Below are 18,258 nucleotides of genomic sequence, written 5' to 3'. Positions count from 1 at the left end.
CAACTGATGCCCCGTTTTTTTGGGCTATTTAGTTTGGCAATGAAATTTACATTTTGCTTTTGGCCTAAATTATTTTTGAGCGGCCAGCAATTTTGAAAATTTTACCGGATCATTTATTGCGCTGCTTGTTTGGCAAAATAATCTGACAGGCCGGCGGTAATCGAATTGGCAACACGATAAGGATAAGTAAGCCCTGAGATAACCTTAAAGTCATGGGCATCATTGATGTAACCCATTTCTAGCAGAACAGCAGGTCGTTCATTATCTCGGATAACCTGAAAGTTACCAAATTCAATGCCTTTGTTGGGCATGGGATAGTGGTTCATTTGACTATTTAAAGCTTTAGCAAGACCCATTGAGAGATTTTTATGATAATAATACGTGGTCAAACCAGATGATTGATTTGTTTCCGGTGACGAATCAAAGTGAATACTGATGAACGCATCTGCCTTAATTTCATTGGCCAAGGCCGGTCGTGGTGCGAGGCCGACATACTTATCACTATCGCGAGTTAAAACCACGTGAGCGCCACGCTGGCGTAGTTCATTAGCCACTGCCTTGGCAACCTTTAGCGTGTATGTTTTTTCCATGTCCTTCGGCGATGTGTCTGAGGGACTGTGTAAGGCGCCGGAGTCACTGCCACCATGACCTGGATCAATAACAATGGTCGCTTCAGACAAGTCAGTTGCCTGTTTTAGATTATTCCGGCGATTGACCAACCAGCTGGCTACCCAACCGGTATGACGATCATCATAGCGCACATGATACCAAAGATTTTTTTCACCAAGCTTAACGAGGCGGGTATTCAGTTTTGCCTTGTGGACGGTTCGACTGGTCAGACTCGGACCGGAGCGGACATTTAAATTGTCAACACTAACGCGGACCGTTTGTTCACGGGTAAGCCAAAAGAGCAGCAGACCAATTGTAATCGTGACGGCGAGAGTTAGTGAAATTTGGAACCAACGTTGTTTAAGAAATTTCATTTGGGTATTTTCCTTATTTTCATGAAAATCGAATAAATTACACTTAATTATAGCAAATTCGGATGAGCGACTTGACAGAAGCCTAAAACTAAATTAAGTTTTAAACACGAAAACAACATTAAAACCGATGATAAAGACAATTAGTGGTCGTGGCAAGACTAGAGAGTAAGTGGTTGGTGAAAACTTATACTGCTACGACGATGAAGACACTTTTGAGGTGGATGAGAATCCCGTCACAGGCGACGTTACCCTGAGAAAAAACAAAGGTGGTACCGCGCTTTTAGCGCCCTTGATATGGATCAAGGGCTTTTTTTGTTGATAAATCCATTTAGCAGCGGCGCGTTAAGTCATTGTGAGTGGTGAATGATTGTTACAAGTGATGGATGAAACGGAGGAATTTTATGAAGTATCAACGACCAAAAGGGACAGCAGACATTTTACCGGACATATCGGCCAAATGGAGTTACGTGGAAGATATGGCCCGATTATTATTTGATGACTATCAATTTCACGAAATCCGGACACCGATGTTTGAAAGTTTCGACGTTTTTGCTCGATCAGCCGGCGATACCAGTGATGTTGTCACCAAAGAAATGTATGACTTTTACGACAAGGGCAATCGCCACATTGCGTTGCGGCCAGAAGGAACGGCCGGTGTGGTGCGAGCGTATGTGGAAAATAAATTGTATGCACCTGAGCAAGAGAAACCTTACAAGGTCTTTTATATGGGGCCAATGTTTCGTTATGAGCGGCCACAATCTGGACGCATGCGGGAGTTCCACCAGATTGGCGTTGAGGCGTTCGGCAGTGATGCTCCAGCTTTAGATGTGGAAATTATGGCAATGGCGATGGATTTCTTTGCTCATTTAGGCTTGAGTGGACTAAAACTGGCCATTAATTCACTCGGCGATGCGCAGACGCGGGCAGATTATCATCAAGCATTGGTTGACTATTTGACACCACATTTCAATGAGCTGAGCGAGGATTCACAGGCCCGTTTGCACAAAAATCCGTTACGGGTGTTAGACAGTAAGGATCCACAAGATCAAGATATCGTGGCTGGTGCACCGTCAATTTTAGATTATTTAACGCCAGCGGCCCAAAAGCACTTAGACACCGTGACACAAATGTTAACAGCCTTAGCGATTCCATATGAGGTGGACGCAACGATGGTGCGTGGCTTGGATTATTACAACCACACTATTTTTGAAATTGAGAGCGACGCTGACGTTCTTGGTCACGGCTGGACCACAATTTGTGGCGGTGGACGTTACAACGGGTTGGTTGAAGAACTGGGCGGCCCAGAGACACCCGGATTTGGTTTTGGCATCGGGATGGAACGGTTACTCCTCTTATTACAGGACGCCGATATCGAAGCACCAATTTCAAACCCACTGGATGTCTATGTTGTGGGAATTGGTGAAGAAACAAATGTGGCCACGTTGCAACTTGTTCAAGCGATCCGCAATGCTGGTTTCAGTGCAGATCGGGATTATTTGGATCGGAAGCCCAAGGCCCAATTTAAGACAGCTGATCGGCGTGACGCGCGTTTTACAATGACCGTTGGCGCCAACGAATTAGCTCAACAGACCGTTAATTTCAAAAGCATGCAAACAGGTGAAGAAATTAGTTTACCGATGTCCGCTATTTATGCGGATTTTGCCAGCATCTTTGACAAATACTTTGATGAAGATTAGGGACAAATTGATTTTGAGAAAGTAGGGGATTGAATGGAACGAACACAGTATGCAGGTTTGATCGACGAAAGTTATGAGGGGCAACAGGTCACGTTATTTGGCTGGGTGCAAAAACGTCGTGATTTAGGTAAATTAATTTTTATTGATTTACGGGATCGTGAAGGCATTGTCCAACTTGTTTTCAGCGCCGCTAATAGTGAGACTGCCTTGGCGGTTGCTGAACAGATGCGTAGTGAATACGTCATTAAGATTAGCGGCTTAGTTAAGGCGCGCAGTGCAAAAGAAGTTAACCCTGATATGGCAACTGGAAAAGTTGAAGTGGAGGTTAGCGGTGCTGAGATTTTAAACAAATCAAAGGTACCTCCATTTGACATCAGTGATGGGGTCGAAGCCGCTGAAGATTTGAAATTAAAGTATCGTTATTTAGATTTGCGGCGCCCAGAGATGCAGCATAATTTAATCCTGCGTAGTAAAATCACACAAGCCGTGCATTCATACTTTGACGAAAATGGTTTTATTGATGTTGAAACGCCGGATTTAACGAAGTCAACGCCAGAGGGTGCTCGGGATTATTTGGTTCCCAGTCGAATTTACCCTGGTCATTTTTATGCACTGCCACAATCGCCGCAATTGTTTAAACAATTGCTGATGGGCGCTGGGTTCGATCGCTATTATCAAATTGCGCGTTGTTTCCGGGACGAAGACTTGCGCGGGGATCGCCAACCCGAATTTACACAAATTGATATGGAAACTAGCTTCATGAGTCAACACGATATTATGGATATGACAGAAGGCCTAATTGCTCGTGTTATGAAAAACACACGCAATCTGACCGTTGATTTGCCATTCAGTCGCATTACGTGGCAGGAGTCCATGGATCGCTTTGGTACTGACCAACCGGATTTGCGGTTTGGCATGGAGTTGATAGACTTGTCAGAGCAATTAAAAGACAGTCCATTTAAAGTCTTTAGCGGGGCCATTGCTGACGGTGGTCAGGTTAAGGCAATTGTGGTGCCAGGTGGTGCTGATCATTATTCACGTAAACAACTTGACGGCATGACAGATTACATCAAACGTTTTGGGGCGAAAGGGCTCGCTTGGGTTAAAGTGACTGAGGACGCTTTTAATGGGCCAGTTGCCAAGTTCTTGAACGACCAATTTGCGGCGTTAACAACTGCGACTGCAGCCAAAACCGGTGACTTAATCCTCTTTGTTGCTGACCGGCGGAAGGTTGTCGCAGACAGCTTGGGTTACCTACGCGTCACGATTGCGAAGGAACTCGGCCTGATTGATCCGGATAAATTTGCCTTTGTCTGGGTAATCGATTGGCCATTGTTCGAATATGACGAAGGTGATCAACGTTGGGTACCGGCGCATCATCCATTCACAATGCCAAATGAAGGGGACGAACATTTCTTAGACGAGGGTGAAAACCCCTATGAAGCTCATGCGCAAAGTTACGACATCATCCTTAATGGTTTAGAGCTGGGCGGTGGATCGATCCGGATTCACACGCGTGAGCTCCAAGAAAAGATGTTGAGCGCATTAGGCTTTACGCCGCAACGAGCAAAGGCCCAATTTGGTTTCCTATTAGATGCCTTAGATTACGGGTTCCCGCCGCATGGTGGCTTGGCAATCGGATTGGATCGCTTTGCTCGTCTGCTTGCTGAGGCTGACAATATTCGAGAAGTTATTGCCTTTCCAAAGAATTCAAAAGCAACGGAGCCAATGACCGCTGCCCCGAGTGAGGTTACCACGCAACAATTGACCGAATTGCATCTAGCCGTTCGGCAACCACGTGATGAGAATTAATATGGTTTTCACGAACTTCAGTAGATTTCAGCATTAATTGAGCAAGGTGTTTCCATTCATGGTGGAAACACCTTTTTTGTACCTTCCCAACAAAGTTTGTGACGTCACATGTGAAAACGCTGTCAACAAAGCGCCGTATATCAGTTGGTAAGGGACGGAATCCGCTTGTTGTTTGATGTGAAATTAATTACAATGATTGAGTAGTAAGCAGTTTCAATATCTAAAACATGGTTGATGAAAGGGACGACGAAACATGAATAAGTTTATTGGAATCGTGGGAACGATTTCGACAGAGTCGACTAACAAACGCCTCTTAACATTTATGAAACAGCATTTTGCTGATCAAGCAACAATCGATTTACTTGATATTTCTGGGCTACCAATGTTCAACAAACCTGCGAACAAGCAAGTACCCAAACGGATCGGTGAAATGGCGGCGAAAATCGAAGCTGCTGATGGTGTCATCATCAGCACGCCAGAATATGATCACTCAGTCCCTGCGGTTTTGATGAACGCGTTGGCGTGGCTATCATACGGGATTCATCCGTTTGTGAATAAGCCAGTGATGATTACCGGTGCTTCTTTTGGTTCTTTAGGTTCGTCAAGAGCACAGGGACATTTACGCATTATTTTAGATTCACCAGAATTACGTGCGCGGATTATGCCGAGTTCTGAATTTTTACTGGGTAATTCTTTAAGCACGTTTAATGAAGACGGTAGCTTGAAAGATGCAGAAAAGGTGGCCAAATTAGACGGTCTCTTTGCTGATTTTCAGACCTTTGTTGCGCTGACTAAACAGCTTAACCATGCAGATGAACTTAATAAACAAGAGGCCAAGGATTTTTCGTGGGATAAGCTCGATTAAATCGTGGAGGGAGTAACAATTATGAAGCTAGTTGGAATCGTCGGATCAGTGGCGGACGTGTCTTATAACCGCATCTTGATGAAATTTATCGCTAGTCATTTTAGTGATCAAGTTGATGTTGAGATCCTTGACATTAATGACATACCAATGTTCGATCAAGAAAACAATCAAACAAATGGTGAGCCAATTCAGTACCTCAATAAAAAGATTTTAGCCGCTGATGGGGTGATTATTGCCACGCCAGAGCATAATCATACGCTAACCCCTGCACTAAAAAATGTGATTGAGTGGCTTTCTTATGAGATTCATCCATTTTCTGGGAAGCCGGTCATGATTGTGGGAGCTTCATTCTATGACCAAGGTTCTTCTAGAGCTCAATTAATGCTGCGTCAGATTTTAGAATCACCTGGGGTCAATGCTGTTGTCTTCCCAGGCAATGAGTTTTTACTAGCTAATGTTAAATCAGCCTTTGACGAGCAGGGTAACCTGAAGGATGGTAAGACAGTGGCCTTCCTTGGGAGTACATTGAGTAAATTTGTGCAATTCGTTAAAGTTATCAATCTCATGAATGAGCCACAAAGCGGCGAAGAAGAAGACTTAACGGCCTCTGGTAGCATCTCCACGACTGTTGCAGGTGTCGATATGGCAGCTGATGACTGGCTTGAGCAAGCGGCGATGGCAACCCAGGCGGCTGAAGGTGATCAATATGTAAAATTAGACCGTGGTTTACTGACGGTTGATCAGCTGAATGCCTTCTTAAATACGATGCCAATGGAATTGACCTATGCTGACAGTAACAATCAGTTTATCTATTACAATAAGATGACGGATAATCCGAAAGCAATGTTGGCGCCACGACGACCTGGTCAAGTTGGCGATCCAATGTCGATGGTCCATCCACCACGAGCGGTTAAACATGTTGCCGAAGTAATCAATGCCTTGCGGACCGACAAAACAGATCTGGTTAAGATGCCCGTCCCTGGGAACGGACCCGATCGTTTTATCATGCATTATTACAAAGCTATGCGTGATGGCGATCACAAGTATTTGGGCATCAACGAGTGGGTGCTCGATTTAATGCCAACGATTCGCTATTACTTACAAGCGACTGGTCAAAAACTAACACCAGATCCAAATGCACATCCTGATGCAGTCGCGGGCGCCTCTGAGCAGCCGACTACACCAGTGGGACGCCAAACAGATGCAACCGCTGGGGCGTCCGAGGAGATTGACACCCCAGCTAATCCGGCGCCAGCCGTTGATGGCACCTCGGGCGCATCAGAAGCTTAGTGAAAGTAGTTATGTGTTTATAAAAGATTGGTCATAAATCGCGATTACCAGATGATTTTAAAGTAATCGTGATTTTTTTATTGTTCATGCTCACTGGCAGACGAATTAAAGCAATCGAGCAAGATTGGACACTGAATTATGGGGCCGCCGGGGAGGATTTTATTCCGTTTGAGGCATTTTACGGTATGCTTAATTTAATGAATAGAAAGAAGGTTGCGGTGATGGCAGAATTAACAGATGAAGCAGCGACGTATCGTGCTCAATTTGGGCAGCCAGTTCATGATGAAGATGCATTATTCGAGCGTCTTACATTGCAGGTCTTTCAAGCAGGGCTGAATTGGCGAATGGTTATCAATAAATTACCGATTTTTCGTCAGGCTTTTAAAGATTTTGTGGTTCAACAGGTGGCGGCTTTTGAAGAGGAGGATGTCGAACGTTTGCTAACCATGCCTGGCCTGATTCATAACGAACGTAAGATCCGTGCAGTGATTAATAATGCGCAAGTGATTATGAAGCTGCGTCAAGGTGGTCAATCATTTGACCAGTATTTAGCGCAATTTAAAGAAACCGACTCGGCCACTGACCGACCTGAACAAACAGTAGCTGCGACGGCGGCCGCCAAACAGCTGCATCAACAAGGATTTGAGTTCTTAGGGCCGGAGACAACCTTGTCATTTCTACGGAGTATCGGGTTATTTAATCATTCAGATCATCCATTCACACAAAAATAATAATAGCGTGTCAACATCAATGCTGTCGCTTGGACAGTCAGCTGTTGACACGCTATTTAGTCAAGTAATTAAGGCTGATAATTCACCGTGTTGGTAAAATCAATTTGATGTGATTTACCCGTCTTAACCGTTTCGTCACCGCGTAAATTTTCACCACGTGAACCTAGTTTTGTGCGGACTGACTGCGGCTGATTAGTCCATGAGTTATTGGTCAAGTGGACACGATAAGCACCAGTCGGTAGGGGGTGCCCAGCGCTCGTTAACTTGCTAGAAGTAAAAGCGCCATGATTAACCTTGACCTGGTCACCTAGCACTAAGTCTTTTTGGCTAATGGTTACCCTTAATTGACTACGATCAGGTAAATTAGTGGTGCCATGAAGCCGGACATCGCCGTTATTGTCGACATTAAATGATAGTTTGGTTTTAGGGATGACCGTGGTGGTCTTATTTGTCGATAGCCACGATTGTCCGACGCTCTGGTTGGAAGAAGCTGGTGCTAAACCGGCGATCGTCCAAACGATGACGCACAGAATAGACAACCCCAGACTCAGCCAAACTTTTGTGTGGCGCTGCCAGGAGCCAAACCTAAAGATGACATAGACCCCAGCTGGAAAGAATAGCACGGTAAGGACAATGCCAAACCACGGTTCACGGTAGAATTGATTTGCTTGAATGTTCATGGTGACCTCCAAAATGTCATAACGACAGTATACCATGACGACTATCTGACTAGCAGTTCGGGCTGAATGATTCTTGTTGCGACTTGGAATCTACCCTCTGTGAACGTTAAAATTTGTTATAATCGGGATATCACAATTCAAAAGGACAGTCGTTATGAATGATTTGCAGCAATTGATCGAGCGACATCAATATACTGGTCGATTAGGAACGGCCTTCATTTACTCCATTTGTGTGTCCATTGCCTTAAACTTTTTCTGGAATCCTGGACACATTTATTCATCAGGAATTACTGGGGCGGCCCAGCTAGTGCACACATTATCAACGCGCTACCTAGGGGTTGATTTAGGTATCGGTGAGTTATTGTTTGCACTAAATATTCCTTTATTTATTTTAGCGTGGTTTAAAATTAGTCATCGGTTTACCTTTTTTACGGTCATTGCGGTCGGTTTGTCGACAATCATGATTCGTGTTCTGCATCCAGTGACATTAACGACCGATCCGATTATTTGTGCGATTTTTGGCGGCGCCGTTAATGGCTTTGGCACGGGGTTAGCATTACGTTATGGTATTTCGACTGGCGGATTAGACATCTTAGGGATTGTCATTCGCCGAGCTACCGGGCGTAAAATTGGGACAATCAACATGATGTTTAATGCATTCATCGTGATCGCTGCCGGCTTTGTCTTTGGCTGGCCGTATGCATTTTACTCTGCGATTGGTATCTTTATCAACGCACGGGTGATGGACATGGTCTATACTCGGCAACAACGTCTGCAAGTGATGATCATTACGGATCGTCCGAAAACGGTCATCGACTCTGTGCAACACCATATTCGTCGAGGGATCACGATCGTTCATGGGGCGGAAGGGGCATATCGGCACAATAAAAAAGCAATTTTGTTTACCGTGATCTCTGGTTACGAAGTTGGTGAATTACAAGAGGCGATCAACGAATCTGATCCCAAATCATTCGTATCGTTAAGTAACATTGAGCGAATTTTGGGGACCTTTTATGAGCCAAGGCTTTAATTAGGCTGAGCTAATACTTGGAAAATCCGTCTTGTTGAAAACAATTGCTAAAGGAGCAAAGATCAATGTTAGTTGGGTCACATGTCAGTATGAGTGGGCAAAAAATGTTGTTAGGGTCCGCTCAAGAAGCAGCAACGTATCATGCTAATACGTTTATGATTTACACCGGTGCACCACAGAACACTCGACGAAAAACTATTGATCAGTTGAATATTCCAGCTGGCAGAGCCTATATGGCTGAACATGATTTGGCGCATGTGGTCGTTCATGCGCCGTACATTGTCAACTTGGGCAATACATATAAGCCAGATAACTTTGCCTTTGCTGTGGAATTTCTTCGTGAAGAGGTTCGCCGTGCTGACGCAATTGGTGCCGAGCAAATTGTGTTACATCCGGGTGCACATGTTGGCGCTGGCCCATCCGTCGCGATTGCATCAATTAATAAAGGCTTGAATGAAATTCTCAGTCCGACTCAACAGGTGCAAATTGCGTTGGAAACAATGGCCGGCAAAGGCACAGAGGTTGGCGTATCATTTGACCAACTGGCTCAAATGATCGATGGTGTGACGTTAAATGATAAGTTGTCGATCTGTTTTGATACGTGTCATACAAGTGATGCAGGTTACGCAATTAAGGACGATTTTGATGCTGTCATTAATGACTTCGATCAAATCATTGGTTTGGATCGACTCAAAGTGGTCCATCTAAACGATTCGAAGAATCCGCAAGGTGCACATAAGGATCGACACGCTAATTTGGGTTATGGTATGATTGGGTTTGAACGTTTGAATGCGATTGCACATGATCCGCGTTTTGAAACGGTGCCCAAGATTATGGAAACGCCATACGTGGCGGTTGATCCAGAGCATAATCCTAAGGATAAACGCGCGCCGTATGGTTACGAAATTGCTGAGTTAAATGCGGGACAATTTAATAACCATTTAGTGACTGATATCGCAAATCAAGCGGATTTTACTGCTTTTCTCAAATAATTGAGCTTTTTAGGAATAATTGTTCGAGAATAATTGACGATTTAGACGGGTTTCTGTATAATCTTTTAAGGACAGTTAAGTGCACATTGTACAAAACCGTTACTAAACGCCCGAAGGGAGGGGATTTCACAATGGCAAAGACAGTTGTTCGCAAAAACGAATCCTTGGATGATGCTCTCCGGCGTTTCAAACGGACCGTTTCTAAGAACGGAACCCTTCAAGAATACCGTAAACGGGAATTCTATGAAAAGCCAAGCGTTAAGCGTAAGCTTAAGTCAGAGGCTGCTCGGAAGCGTAAAAACAAGAAGAGCCGGTTTTAATTAACCGTAAACGTCAGCTGCGGCTGGCGTTTTTTCATCGGTTGATTTTAAATTTTGAGGAGGTTATCGGTATGGCATTATTGACACAGTTGAATGATGACTTAAAGACAGCGATGAAGGCGAAGAATAAGATAGAATTAAATGTCGTTCGTTCATTGAAATCAGCGATTATGAACGAAAAAATTGAACTAGGTCATGATTTGAATGAAGATGAGGAAATCGCGGTTGTGGCCCGTGGCTTAAAGCAGCGCCGTGAATCACTAGATGAATTTGAACGAGCTGGTCGGCAAGATTTAATTGATGAGACTAAGGCTGAAATTACGATCGTCGAACGATACATGCCGGTTCAATTGACGGCCGCAGAGGTTAATGATGTGGTCAAACAAACAGCCGCAGAGGTTGGGGCAACCAGTCAAGCTGACTTTGGTAAGTTAATGGGAGCAGTTATGCCAAAGGTCAAGGGGAAAGCTGATGGGAAGCTTGTTAACGAGGCCGTTAAAAAATTGCTCCAAAACTAATTCTTGAAAATAAAGTCACTAAACGACCGTCAAAACACTGGCGGTCGTCTTTTTGGTTGGCTTTATGCTAAAATAAAACTTAGTATTAACGAATATGACGCGGTTAAGACCGCAAAGGAGCGAGACTTTTTTGGCAGAAAACCATTTTAAATTTGAACGCAGTTTTCGGTTGTCCACGCCGGATTTAGAAGCCGCATTAGTGGGCGCTAACGATGCTAATTTAAAAATGCTTGAGGAAGGCTTGAACGTCAATGTTCATCCATTTGGTGATTTGATTACGGTGGGTGGCGATCAAGAGACTCCCGTCAATCAAGCAATCGCCATTATCGACAATTTAGTCCAACTGATTAAACAAGGAATTACGCTGAATCGGACGGACATTGTATCAGCGATGACAATGGCTGAACGGGGGACATTAGAATATTTTCAGGACCTTTACAAGCAGACGTTAATTAAAGATGATCGTGGCCGATCAATTCGGGTGAAGAACTATGGTCAACGCCAATATGTTCAGTCGATTGGTCATAATGACATTACCTTTGGCATCGGGCCAGCTGGTACAGGAAAGACCTTTTTAGCTGTTGTGATGGCTGTGGCTGCGCTAAAACGAGGCGATGTGGAGAAGATTATTCTCACTCGGCCAGCTGTTGAAGCAGGCGAAAGCCTTGGCTTTTTGCCAGGTGATTTAAAAGAAAAGGTTGATCCTTATTTGCGCCCAATTTACGATGCACTTTACCAAATTTTGGGAGCGGAGCATACCCAACGGTTAGTAGATCGTGAAGTGATTGAAATTGCGCCACTGGCCTATATGCGTGGTCGTACCTTAGATTCAGCCTTTGTGATTTTGGATGAAGCACAAAATACGACAAATGCCCAAATGAAGATGTTTCTAACTCGTCTGGGCTTTGGTTCCAAGATGATCGTCAATGGAGATATTTCGCAAATTGACTTGCCAGGCCGAACGCATTCTGGATTAGTCGATGCCCAGAATCTTTTACAAAACATCGCGCATATTGGCTTTGTTACCTTTGACGCGGATGATGTGGTGCGCCATCCCGTTGTTGCAAGTATCATTAATGCCTATGATCGCCGCTCACAGCCTGATCAGCCAACAATGAAAGGATAATGATGGACTTAGAAATCTTTGATCACACAATCGATGGGGTCACTGAAGCGCACATGACATTAGTTCGCGATATATTGGCGGCGGCTGGTCGAGAACTCGATTTGCCTGATAATACTGAAATGTCGGTGACACTGATGAACAATCCCGAAATCAAACAAATTAATCAGCAGTATCGTGGTGTAGATAAGCCAACGGACGTGATTAGTTTTGCTATTGAAGAAGACCCCGACGACGAAGATGCGATTATTATGGATGACGCATTATTAGCTGAAATTCCTAAGAATATTGGGGATATCATGATTTCGGTAGATAAAGTTACCGATCAAGCAACGTATCTTGGCCATTCTTACGAACGAGAATTGGGCTTTTTACTCGTTCACGGCTTCCTTCACTTGAACGGTTACGACCACATGGACCCTGCTGACGAAAAAGTGATGTTTGATCTTCAAAGAAAGATACTGGATGATTATGGCCTCACCCGATAAACAGCAGACGCAAAAAAATCAGCATTTTAGTCAGGCATTGCGACATGCCATTGATGGGATTATGGATATTATTTATCATGAACCCAATATGCGTTATCACATGGTCTTTGCCGTGGGTGCGTTGCTAGTTGGTGTGATTTTACAAATCAGTCGCATGGATTGGCTGTGGATTACGTTAGCAATTTTTACAGTCATGCTGGCTGAGTTTGCCAATACAATCGCAGAGTCCTTAACCGATCTGATCACCCACGGTCGTTTTGATCCGCTAGCTAAACGAGTGAAAGATGTGGCTGCCGGGGCGGTGGTGGTTGCGGCGGTCTTCGCGATCATCACGGGAGCGTTAATTTTTGTCCCAAGACTGTGGGCACTTTTGGGCTAATCAATTAAAGGAGTACACCGAAGTTATGCAGGAACAAACGAAATTTCATTCAGGATTTGTCGCGATTGTTGGGCGACCTAACGTAGGTAAATCAACGTTTTTGAATCGGGTAGTTGGTCAAAAAGTTGCGATTATGAGTAATGTTGCGCAGACAACCCGGAATAAGATTCAGGGCATTTATACCACTGCTCAGGAACAAATTGTGTTCATTGATACGCCAGGAATTTTTAAACCAACGAGCAAGCTGGATGAGTTCATGGTCAATTCGGCAATTTCCACCTTAAATGAAGTCGATGCAGTTTTATTTATGGTTAATGCGGAACAAACGCGTGGCGCTGGTGATAACTATATTATTGATCGGTTAAAGATGATCAAGAAGCCGATTTATCTGGTGATTAATAAGATTGATCAAATTCACCCTGATAAGTTGCTTAGCATCGTTGACCAATATAAGGATGCCTTGAAGTGGCAAGAAGTTTATCCAATCTCAGCTTTACAAGGTAATAATGTCGATGAATTTTTACAGCAATTAGCCAGTGACTTGCCTGAGGGACCGCAATATTACCCAGATGATCAAGTTACAGATCATCCTGAGCGTTTTGTGGTCGCTGAGCTCGTTAGAGAAAAAGTTCTGCAGTTAACTCGCGACGAAGTGCCACATTCAGTGGCGGTTGAAGTCGAATCGATGAAACGGGAACGTCGTGGCGGCACGCGTAGCGATGGACAACCAAATGAATTAGTGCATATTTCGGCAACAATTATCGTCGATCGAACTTCACAAAAGGGCATCATTATTGGCAAGGGCGGTAAAATGTTGAAGGAAATTGGCACCCGTGCTCGTGCTGATATCGAACCACTGTTAGGTGACCGTGTTTTCTTAGAGTTGTGGGTCAAGGTCGTGCAACATTGGCGTGACAAGCCCTCTGCCTTACGAGAATATGGGTATAAATCGCAAGACTATTAATTCATTATTAGCTATCGAAACGGGCAGTGGTCGCCACGGCAACGTTTCGATTTTATTTTAGGTTAGTTGCCGGGAGGTGAAGACGATGACGACGTATCAAAATGTCGACTTTCATGGCATTGTCATGTATGCCAAAGATTACCGGGAACGTGATCAGCTGATTAAAATATTTACTGCTGAATACGGCAAAAAAATGTTTTTTGTTAAGGGAGCTAAACGCCGGGGCTTTCGTTTACACAGTGCGTTGTTACCGTTCACCCATGGCCACTACGTTGGGAGCCTTAATGATGACGGCCTCAGTTTTATCAACGCGGCTAAGCAAACGGCACAGTATGCAAGCGTCAATGATGAGATCGAAAAAAATGCTTATGGGACATATATTTTAAGCCTCATTGATGCAGCATTTCGAGACGGCCAATTGATTGAAAATTGGTATTTAAAAACTGATCGAGCGCTAACCCTTATTAACCAAGGTCTCGATCCACAAATTATTACCAATATTATTGAAATTCAACTCCTCTCAGCCTTTGGTGTGGCCCCCCAGTTACAACATTGCGCAATCTGTGGTCGGACGGATCTGCCCTTTGATTATTCAGAAAAATATGGTGGTTTAATCTGCGCTAATCATTTTGATCAAGATGAACATCGTTTACATCTTGACCAGCGCACGATTTTTTACTTGCGACAATTCTCACTAATTGATTTGGACAAAATCACGAAGATTGCTGTTTCGGATCGAACAAAACGCGGATTACGGATGGTGATTGATTTAATCTATGAAAATAGTGTCGGCTTACACCTACGAGCCAAACATTTCATCGATCAGATGGCTTCATGGGAAGACCAATTGATGCATGATCAGCAAGTATTGCGTCAACGTCGATCAAAGCCGACTTTGTCAGACAATCAGGATGATCAGACATAATTAGAATCGACTATTGTGGCTACGGGTTTAAATTGACAACGGCACGACGGATGCTTATGATGAAGGAGTTATTTAATTAAATCATGTTAACAGTGATCAAAAAGGGTTCTCGAGAAATGGTGCAGCGAGTCAGGGACAGTGGTAGCCTGATCCAAATTTCGAGTAATTGGCATTTTGGGAGTTAACTGAAATGAAGCTGCTCGAGTAATCGAGAAGTAGGGTGGAACCGCGTAATTTTTCACGTCCCTACATTGACAGGCTATCTGTCGATGTAGGGACGTTTTCTTTTCAACTCAACGATGCAATCCCTCCAGGGTCGTCATCAAATACACTTTAAGGAGCCATGTTATGGATAATCATGTGGATCAGAAGTTGTCTGTCCAACAAATCATTTTAACTTTGCAACAGTATTGGGCGGCGCAAGGCTGCATGCTCATGCAGGCTTATGATACGGAAAAAGGGGCTGGAACCATGAGCCCCTATACCTTTTTACGGGCAATTGGGCCAGAACCGTGGAATGCTGCCTATGTGGAGCCAAGTCGCCGGCCAGCAGATGGCCGTTACGGAGAGAACCCGAACCGGTTATATCAACATCATCAATTTCAAGTGTTAATGAAACCGGCGCCAGACAACATTCAAGATTTATATTTAAATAGTTTACGGGAACTGGGCATTGACCCCTTAGAACACGATATTCGATTTGTTGAAGACAACTGGGAGAATCCATCGATGGGGTGTGCTGGTGTTGGCTGGGAAGTTTGGCTTGACGGTATGGAAATTACCCAATTTACGTATTTCCAAATTGTCGGCGGGTTAGAAATGAACCCAGTGGCCGCCGAAGTTACTTACGGACTAGAACGATTATCGTCATATATTCAAGATGTCAATTCTGTGTTTGATTTGGAATGGAGCGATGGTGTTTTGTATGGCGATATTTTCAAAGAACCAGAATTTGAACATAGCAAATATTCGTTTGAAGAAAGCAATCAAACGATGTTATTGACCCTTTTTGATGATTTTGAAAAAGAAGCTCAAGCTAATTTAGCTAAAGGTTTGGTTCACCCCGCCTATGATTATATTTTAAAGTGTTCGCATACCTTTAATTTATTGGACGCTCGTGGGGCAGTCTCGGTCACGGAACGAGCAGGCTATCTGAGCCGTATTCGTAATATGGCGCGCAGTGTGGCTAAAACGTTTGTCAATGAACGAGCCAAACGTGGTTTCCCGCTCATTAAAGATGAAGAAAAGCGTACCCAATTAGTCGAAGCTTGGGAAAAGCGGCAGGCTAAACAAGCTGCCCGTCAGCGGAAACAGGAGGCCAAGTAAACATGATGACACATGACTTTTTATTAGAAATTGGGTTAGAAGAAATTCCGGCTCACGTTGTCACGCCTAGTATTAATCAATTAGTTGAACGAACAACAGCGTTTTTAACTGAGCAACGAATGACGTTCACTGAGATTACCCCGTTCTCTACGCCACGACGGCTGGCTGTTTTGGTTAGTGGCTTGGCAGATCAACAGCCAGATATTGATGAAGAAGTCAAAGGACCAGCAAAAAAGATTGCCCAAGATGACGATGGTCAATGGACCAAGGCGGCTCAAGGATTCGTCCGTGGACAAGGGGCGACTACCGACGATATCACGTTTAAATCGATTAAAGGCGAGGACTATGTCTTTGTGACTAAGCATGAAAGCGGTGCGCCAGTCGCTGAAGTGTTGGCAGGGATGAAGGACGTGATCACTGCCATGACCTTTCCGACGATGATGAAGTGGGGACACAGCCACAAGTTTCAATATGTACGCCCCATTCGCTGGCTAGTTGCGTTACTAGATGAACAAGTGTTGCCTTTTGATTTATTGAATTTAACGACCGGTCGTACAACGCAAGGCCATCGTTTCTTGGGCCATGAAGTTGAATTAACACAGGCTACAGACTACGAGAACGCACTAGCTGACGTGTTTGTCATCGCTGATGCTGCTAAACGTAAGCAACAGATTCGCGAACAGATTCAACAACTAGCGATGACCCACGAGTGGACCGTTGCGGTTGACGAGAATTTACTGGAAGAGGTTAATAATTTGGTCGAATGGCCGACAGCCTTTGCCGGTCAATTCGCCGAAAAATATTTAACGATCCCAGATGAAGTGTTGATCACTTCGATGCGTGATCACCAACGTTTTTTCCATGTTCAAAGTCAATCTGGGCAGTTATTGCCAAATTTTGTTTCTGTAAGAAATGGGAATACTAACTATTTGGACAACGTGATCGCTGGCAATGAAAAAGTGTTAACAGCGCGTTTAGAAGACGCTATGTTCTTCTACCAAGAAGATCAAAAGCATGAGATTGACTTTTATGTCCAAAAATTAGCTGGGGTTAGCTTTCACGATAAAATTGGTTCAATGACTGAACATATGAAGCGTGTCGGAATTATGGCACAACTCATTGGCCGTCGGGTGGGATTGACGGAAACTGAGTTAGCGGACCTACAACGGGCCAGTGATATTTACAAGTTTGATTTAGTCACCGGTATGGTGGGTGAATTTGCTGAACTTCAAGGTGTGATGGGCGAGAAGTATGCACTCTTGTTTGGTGAACGGCCAGCGGTGGCGCAGGCGATTCGTGAGCATTACGAGCCGGTTTCGGCAGAAGGTCAATTGCCTCAATCAAATGTCGGCGCTGTTTTAGCGATTGCCGATAAATTCGATAGCATTATGACATTCTTTGCTGCACAGATGATTCCAAACGGTTCTAATGATCCTTATGCGCTGCGCCGACAGGCTTTTGGTATCGTACGGATTCTGCATGATCGCGGTTGGCATGTACCATTAGTGAAAATGAGTCGTGAATTCGAAGCAGCATTGACTCAGCAACATGCCCAGCTGAGTCCTGAGTTGATGGCTAATTTAGCTGACGGGCGCACTAAGATTCAGCAGTTTATGCAAGATCGAGTTCGTCAATGGTTTAGTAATCGAAACATTCGACACGACATCGTCGAAGCGGCTACTAATGCTGATACCTCAGATGTTGAAACGATGATGGATGACGCCGCTGTTCTCCTCAACCATCTTCAAGACGGTGACTTTAAGGACGTTGTCGAAGCACTGAATCGGGTCACCCGGTTAGCTCAATCCGTCATAAAACAAACTGATTTTCCGGTTGATCCAAGTCTATTTGAGAATGATGCAGAGCAGCACTTATATGATGCTGTCAATGATATTTCCGGTCATTTTGATCAGCAGAGTCGTGAAGACAATTATCAGTCGCTGGCTCAGTTACGTCCACTGATTAACGCTTACTTTGAGGCAACAATGGTAATGGTTGATGACGCTGCGGTACGGCAGAATCGCCTAAACCAATTAGCGCGTTTGACTAAATTGACGTTGCAATTAGGTGATTTAAATCAATTGGTCGTGAAATAGATCATTTAAATTTAACCAGACTAAGCTAACAAAGCAGAT

18 protein-coding genes are annotated in these 18,258 nt (G+C 44.2%); 16 read left to right on the top strand and 2 right to left on the bottom strand.

The window, feature by feature from the left end; translation table 11 throughout:
* Nucleotides 1–113: 113 nt before the first annotated feature.
* Entirely contained in the window at nucleotides 114–983 is an 870-nt protein-coding gene (locus ACYQ0Y_RS02095; RefSeq protein ID WP_407882374.1) for an N-acetylmuramoyl-L-alanine amidase family protein, read from the bottom strand.
* A 401-nt stretch (nucleotides 984–1,384) separates the two neighbouring features.
* On the opposite strand from ACYQ0Y_RS02095, the gene hisS reads away from it, so the two are divergent.
* The 5 genes from hisS to ACYQ0Y_RS02070 all read left to right on the top strand — a co-directional run bounded on the left by hisS (nucleotide 1,385) and on the right by ACYQ0Y_RS02070 (nucleotide 7,378).
* Nucleotides 1,385–2,680 (top strand): histidine--tRNA ligase, encoded by a 1,296-nt coding sequence (gene hisS / locus ACYQ0Y_RS02090; RefSeq protein WP_407882373.1) that lies wholly within the window; start codon nucleotides 1,385–1,387, stop codon nucleotides 2,678–2,680.
* A 33-nt stretch (nucleotides 2,681–2,713) separates the two neighbouring features.
* Nucleotides 2,714–4,492, top strand: a complete 1,779-nt coding sequence (gene aspS, locus ACYQ0Y_RS02085) for an aspartate--tRNA ligase (RefSeq protein ID WP_407882372.1) — start codon at nucleotides 2,714–2,716, stop codon at nucleotides 4,490–4,492.
* A 253-nt stretch (nucleotides 4,493–4,745) separates the two neighbouring features.
* On the top strand, nucleotides 4,746–5,357 hold the full coding sequence (locus tag ACYQ0Y_RS02080) for an NADPH-dependent FMN reductase (RefSeq protein ID WP_407882371.1): 612 nt from the start codon (nucleotides 4,746–4,748) through the stop codon (nucleotides 5,355–5,357).
* A gap of 21 nt (nucleotides 5,358–5,378) precedes the next feature.
* Nucleotides 5,379–6,647: an NAD(P)H-dependent oxidoreductase gene (locus ACYQ0Y_RS02075; RefSeq protein ID WP_407882370.1), complete on the top strand. Its 1,269-nt coding sequence runs from the start codon at nucleotides 5,379–5,381 to the stop codon at nucleotides 6,645–6,647.
* 221 nt (nucleotides 6,648–6,868) lie between these two features.
* A complete protein-coding gene (locus ACYQ0Y_RS02070; RefSeq protein WP_407882369.1) occupies nucleotides 6,869–7,378 on the top strand; it encodes a DNA-3-methyladenine glycosylase I in 510 nt (169 codons plus the stop codon).
* Between the two features lie 68 nt (nucleotides 7,379–7,446).
* On the opposite strand, the gene ACYQ0Y_RS02065 is transcribed toward ACYQ0Y_RS02070, so the two are convergent.
* The gene (locus tag ACYQ0Y_RS02065; RefSeq protein ID WP_407882368.1) at nucleotides 7,447–8,058 is read right to left on the bottom strand and encodes a hypothetical protein; all 612 of its coding nucleotides are present in this window, start codon (nucleotides 8,056–8,058) and stop codon (nucleotides 7,447–7,449) included.
* Nucleotides 8,059–8,212: 154 nt separating this feature from the next.
* Here ACYQ0Y_RS02065 and ACYQ0Y_RS02060 point away from each other — a divergent pair, with 154 nt between their 5' ends.
* The 11 genes from ACYQ0Y_RS02060 (at nucleotide 8,213) to glyS (ending at nucleotide 18,219) form a co-directional block, all read left to right on the top strand.
* Nucleotides 8,213–9,088 carry a YitT family protein gene (locus ACYQ0Y_RS02060; protein WP_407882367.1) on the top strand — a complete coding sequence of 292 codons (876 nt, stop codon included), beginning with the start codon at nucleotides 8,213–8,215 and terminating at the stop codon, nucleotides 9,086–9,088.
* Between the two features lie 65 nt (nucleotides 9,089–9,153).
* A complete protein-coding gene (locus ACYQ0Y_RS02055; RefSeq protein ID WP_407882366.1) occupies nucleotides 9,154–10,080 on the top strand; it encodes a deoxyribonuclease IV in 927 nt (308 codons plus the stop codon).
* A gap of 131 nt (nucleotides 10,081–10,211) precedes the next feature.
* Nucleotides 10,212–10,400 carry a 30S ribosomal protein S21 gene (gene rpsU / locus ACYQ0Y_RS02050; RefSeq protein ID WP_017261952.1) on the top strand — a complete coding sequence of 63 codons (189 nt, stop codon included), beginning with the start codon at nucleotides 10,212–10,214 and terminating at the stop codon, nucleotides 10,398–10,400.
* A gap of 71 nt (nucleotides 10,401–10,471) precedes the next feature.
* A complete protein-coding gene (locus ACYQ0Y_RS02045) occupies nucleotides 10,472–10,918 on the top strand; it encodes a GatB/YqeY domain-containing protein (RefSeq protein WP_407882365.1) in 447 nt (148 codons plus the stop codon).
* 94 nt (nucleotides 10,919–11,012) lie between these two features.
* Entirely contained in the window at nucleotides 11,013–12,044 is a 1,032-nt protein-coding gene (locus ACYQ0Y_RS02040) for a PhoH family protein (protein ID WP_407882364.1), read from the top strand.
* A 2-nt stretch (nucleotides 12,045–12,046) separates the two neighbouring features.
* The gene (gene ybeY, locus ACYQ0Y_RS02035; RefSeq protein WP_407882576.1) at nucleotides 12,047–12,529 is read left to right on the top strand and encodes an rRNA maturation RNase YbeY; all 483 of its coding nucleotides are present in this window, start codon (nucleotides 12,047–12,049) and stop codon (nucleotides 12,527–12,529) included.
* The gene (locus ACYQ0Y_RS02030; protein ID WP_407882363.1) at nucleotides 12,507–12,908 is read left to right on the top strand and encodes a diacylglycerol kinase family protein; all 402 of its coding nucleotides are present in this window, start codon (nucleotides 12,507–12,509) and stop codon (nucleotides 12,906–12,908) included. Before ybeY ends, ACYQ0Y_RS02030 begins: the two co-directional genes overlap by 23 nt.
* A 25-nt stretch (nucleotides 12,909–12,933) precedes the next feature.
* Nucleotides 12,934–13,872, top strand: coding sequence for a GTPase Era (gene era, locus ACYQ0Y_RS02025; RefSeq protein ID WP_407882362.1), 939 nt, complete (start codon nucleotides 12,934–12,936; stop codon nucleotides 13,870–13,872).
* 85 nt (nucleotides 13,873–13,957) lie between these two features.
* The gene (recO, locus tag ACYQ0Y_RS02020) at nucleotides 13,958–14,797 is read left to right on the top strand and encodes a DNA repair protein RecO (protein ID WP_407882361.1); all 840 of its coding nucleotides are present in this window, start codon (nucleotides 13,958–13,960) and stop codon (nucleotides 14,795–14,797) included.
* Nucleotides 14,798–15,157: 360 nt separating this feature from the next.
* Complete coding sequence (gene glyQ, locus ACYQ0Y_RS02015; protein ID WP_407882575.1) at nucleotides 15,158–16,123, top strand: glycine--tRNA ligase subunit alpha; 966 nt, start codon at nucleotides 15,158–15,160, stop codon at nucleotides 16,121–16,123.
* A gap of 5 nt (nucleotides 16,124–16,128) precedes the next feature.
* Nucleotides 16,129–18,219: a glycine--tRNA ligase subunit beta gene (gene glyS, locus ACYQ0Y_RS02010; RefSeq protein WP_407882574.1), complete on the top strand. Its 2,091-nt coding sequence runs from the start codon at nucleotides 16,129–16,131 to the stop codon at nucleotides 18,217–18,219.
* Nucleotides 18,220–18,258 lie beyond the last annotated feature (39 nt).

It is taken from the genome of Furfurilactobacillus curtus (assembly GCF_054657915.1).
Note: the sequence above shows the minus strand (reverse complement) of the source record. Positions and strands in the feature narration are given on the sequence as shown.

Bases quoted from the DNA above. Each gene is read 5' to 3' on its own strand.
- ACYQ0Y_RS02095 (WP_407882374.1), bottom strand. From the start codon at position 983: ATGAAATTTCTTAAACAACGTTGGTTCCAAATTTCACTAACTCTCGCC.
- hisS (WP_407882373.1), top strand. From the start codon at position 1,385: ATGAAGTATCAACGACCAAAAGGGACAGCAGACATTTTACCGGACATA.
- aspS (WP_407882372.1), top strand. From the start codon at position 2,714: ATGGAACGAACACAGTATGCAGGTTTGATCGACGAAAGTTATGAGGGG.
- ACYQ0Y_RS02080 (WP_407882371.1), top strand. From the start codon at position 4,746: ATGAATAAGTTTATTGGAATCGTGGGAACGATTTCGACAGAGTCGACT.
- ACYQ0Y_RS02075 (WP_407882370.1), top strand. From the start codon at position 5,379: ATGAAGCTAGTTGGAATCGTCGGATCAGTGGCGGACGTGTCTTATAAC.
- ACYQ0Y_RS02070 (WP_407882369.1), top strand. From the start codon at position 6,869: ATGGCAGAATTAACAGATGAAGCAGCGACGTATCGTGCTCAATTTGGG.
- ACYQ0Y_RS02065 (WP_407882368.1), bottom strand. From the start codon at position 8,058: ATGAACATTCAAGCAAATCAATTCTACCGTGAACCGTGGTTTGGCATT.
- ACYQ0Y_RS02060 (WP_407882367.1), top strand. From the start codon at position 8,213: ATGAATGATTTGCAGCAATTGATCGAGCGACATCAATATACTGGTCGA.
- ACYQ0Y_RS02055 (WP_407882366.1), top strand. From the start codon at position 9,154: ATGTTAGTTGGGTCACATGTCAGTATGAGTGGGCAAAAAATGTTGTTA.
- rpsU (WP_017261952.1), top strand. From the start codon at position 10,212: ATGGCAAAGACAGTTGTTCGCAAAAACGAATCCTTGGATGATGCTCTC.
- ACYQ0Y_RS02045 (WP_407882365.1), top strand. From the start codon at position 10,472: ATGGCATTATTGACACAGTTGAATGATGACTTAAAGACAGCGATGAAG.
- ACYQ0Y_RS02040 (WP_407882364.1), top strand. From the start codon at position 11,013: ATGACGCGGTTAAGACCGCAAAGGAGCGAGACTTTTTTGGCAGAAAAC.
- ybeY (WP_407882576.1), top strand. From the start codon at position 12,047: ATGGACTTAGAAATCTTTGATCACACAATCGATGGGGTCACTGAAGCG.
- ACYQ0Y_RS02030 (WP_407882363.1), top strand. From the start codon at position 12,507: ATGATTATGGCCTCACCCGATAAACAGCAGACGCAAAAAAATCAGCAT.
- era (WP_407882362.1), top strand. From the start codon at position 12,934: ATGCAGGAACAAACGAAATTTCATTCAGGATTTGTCGCGATTGTTGGG.
- recO (WP_407882361.1), top strand. From the start codon at position 13,958: ATGACGACGTATCAAAATGTCGACTTTCATGGCATTGTCATGTATGCC.
- glyS (WP_407882574.1), top strand. From the start codon at position 16,129: ATGACACATGACTTTTTATTAGAAATTGGGTTAGAAGAAATTCCGGCT.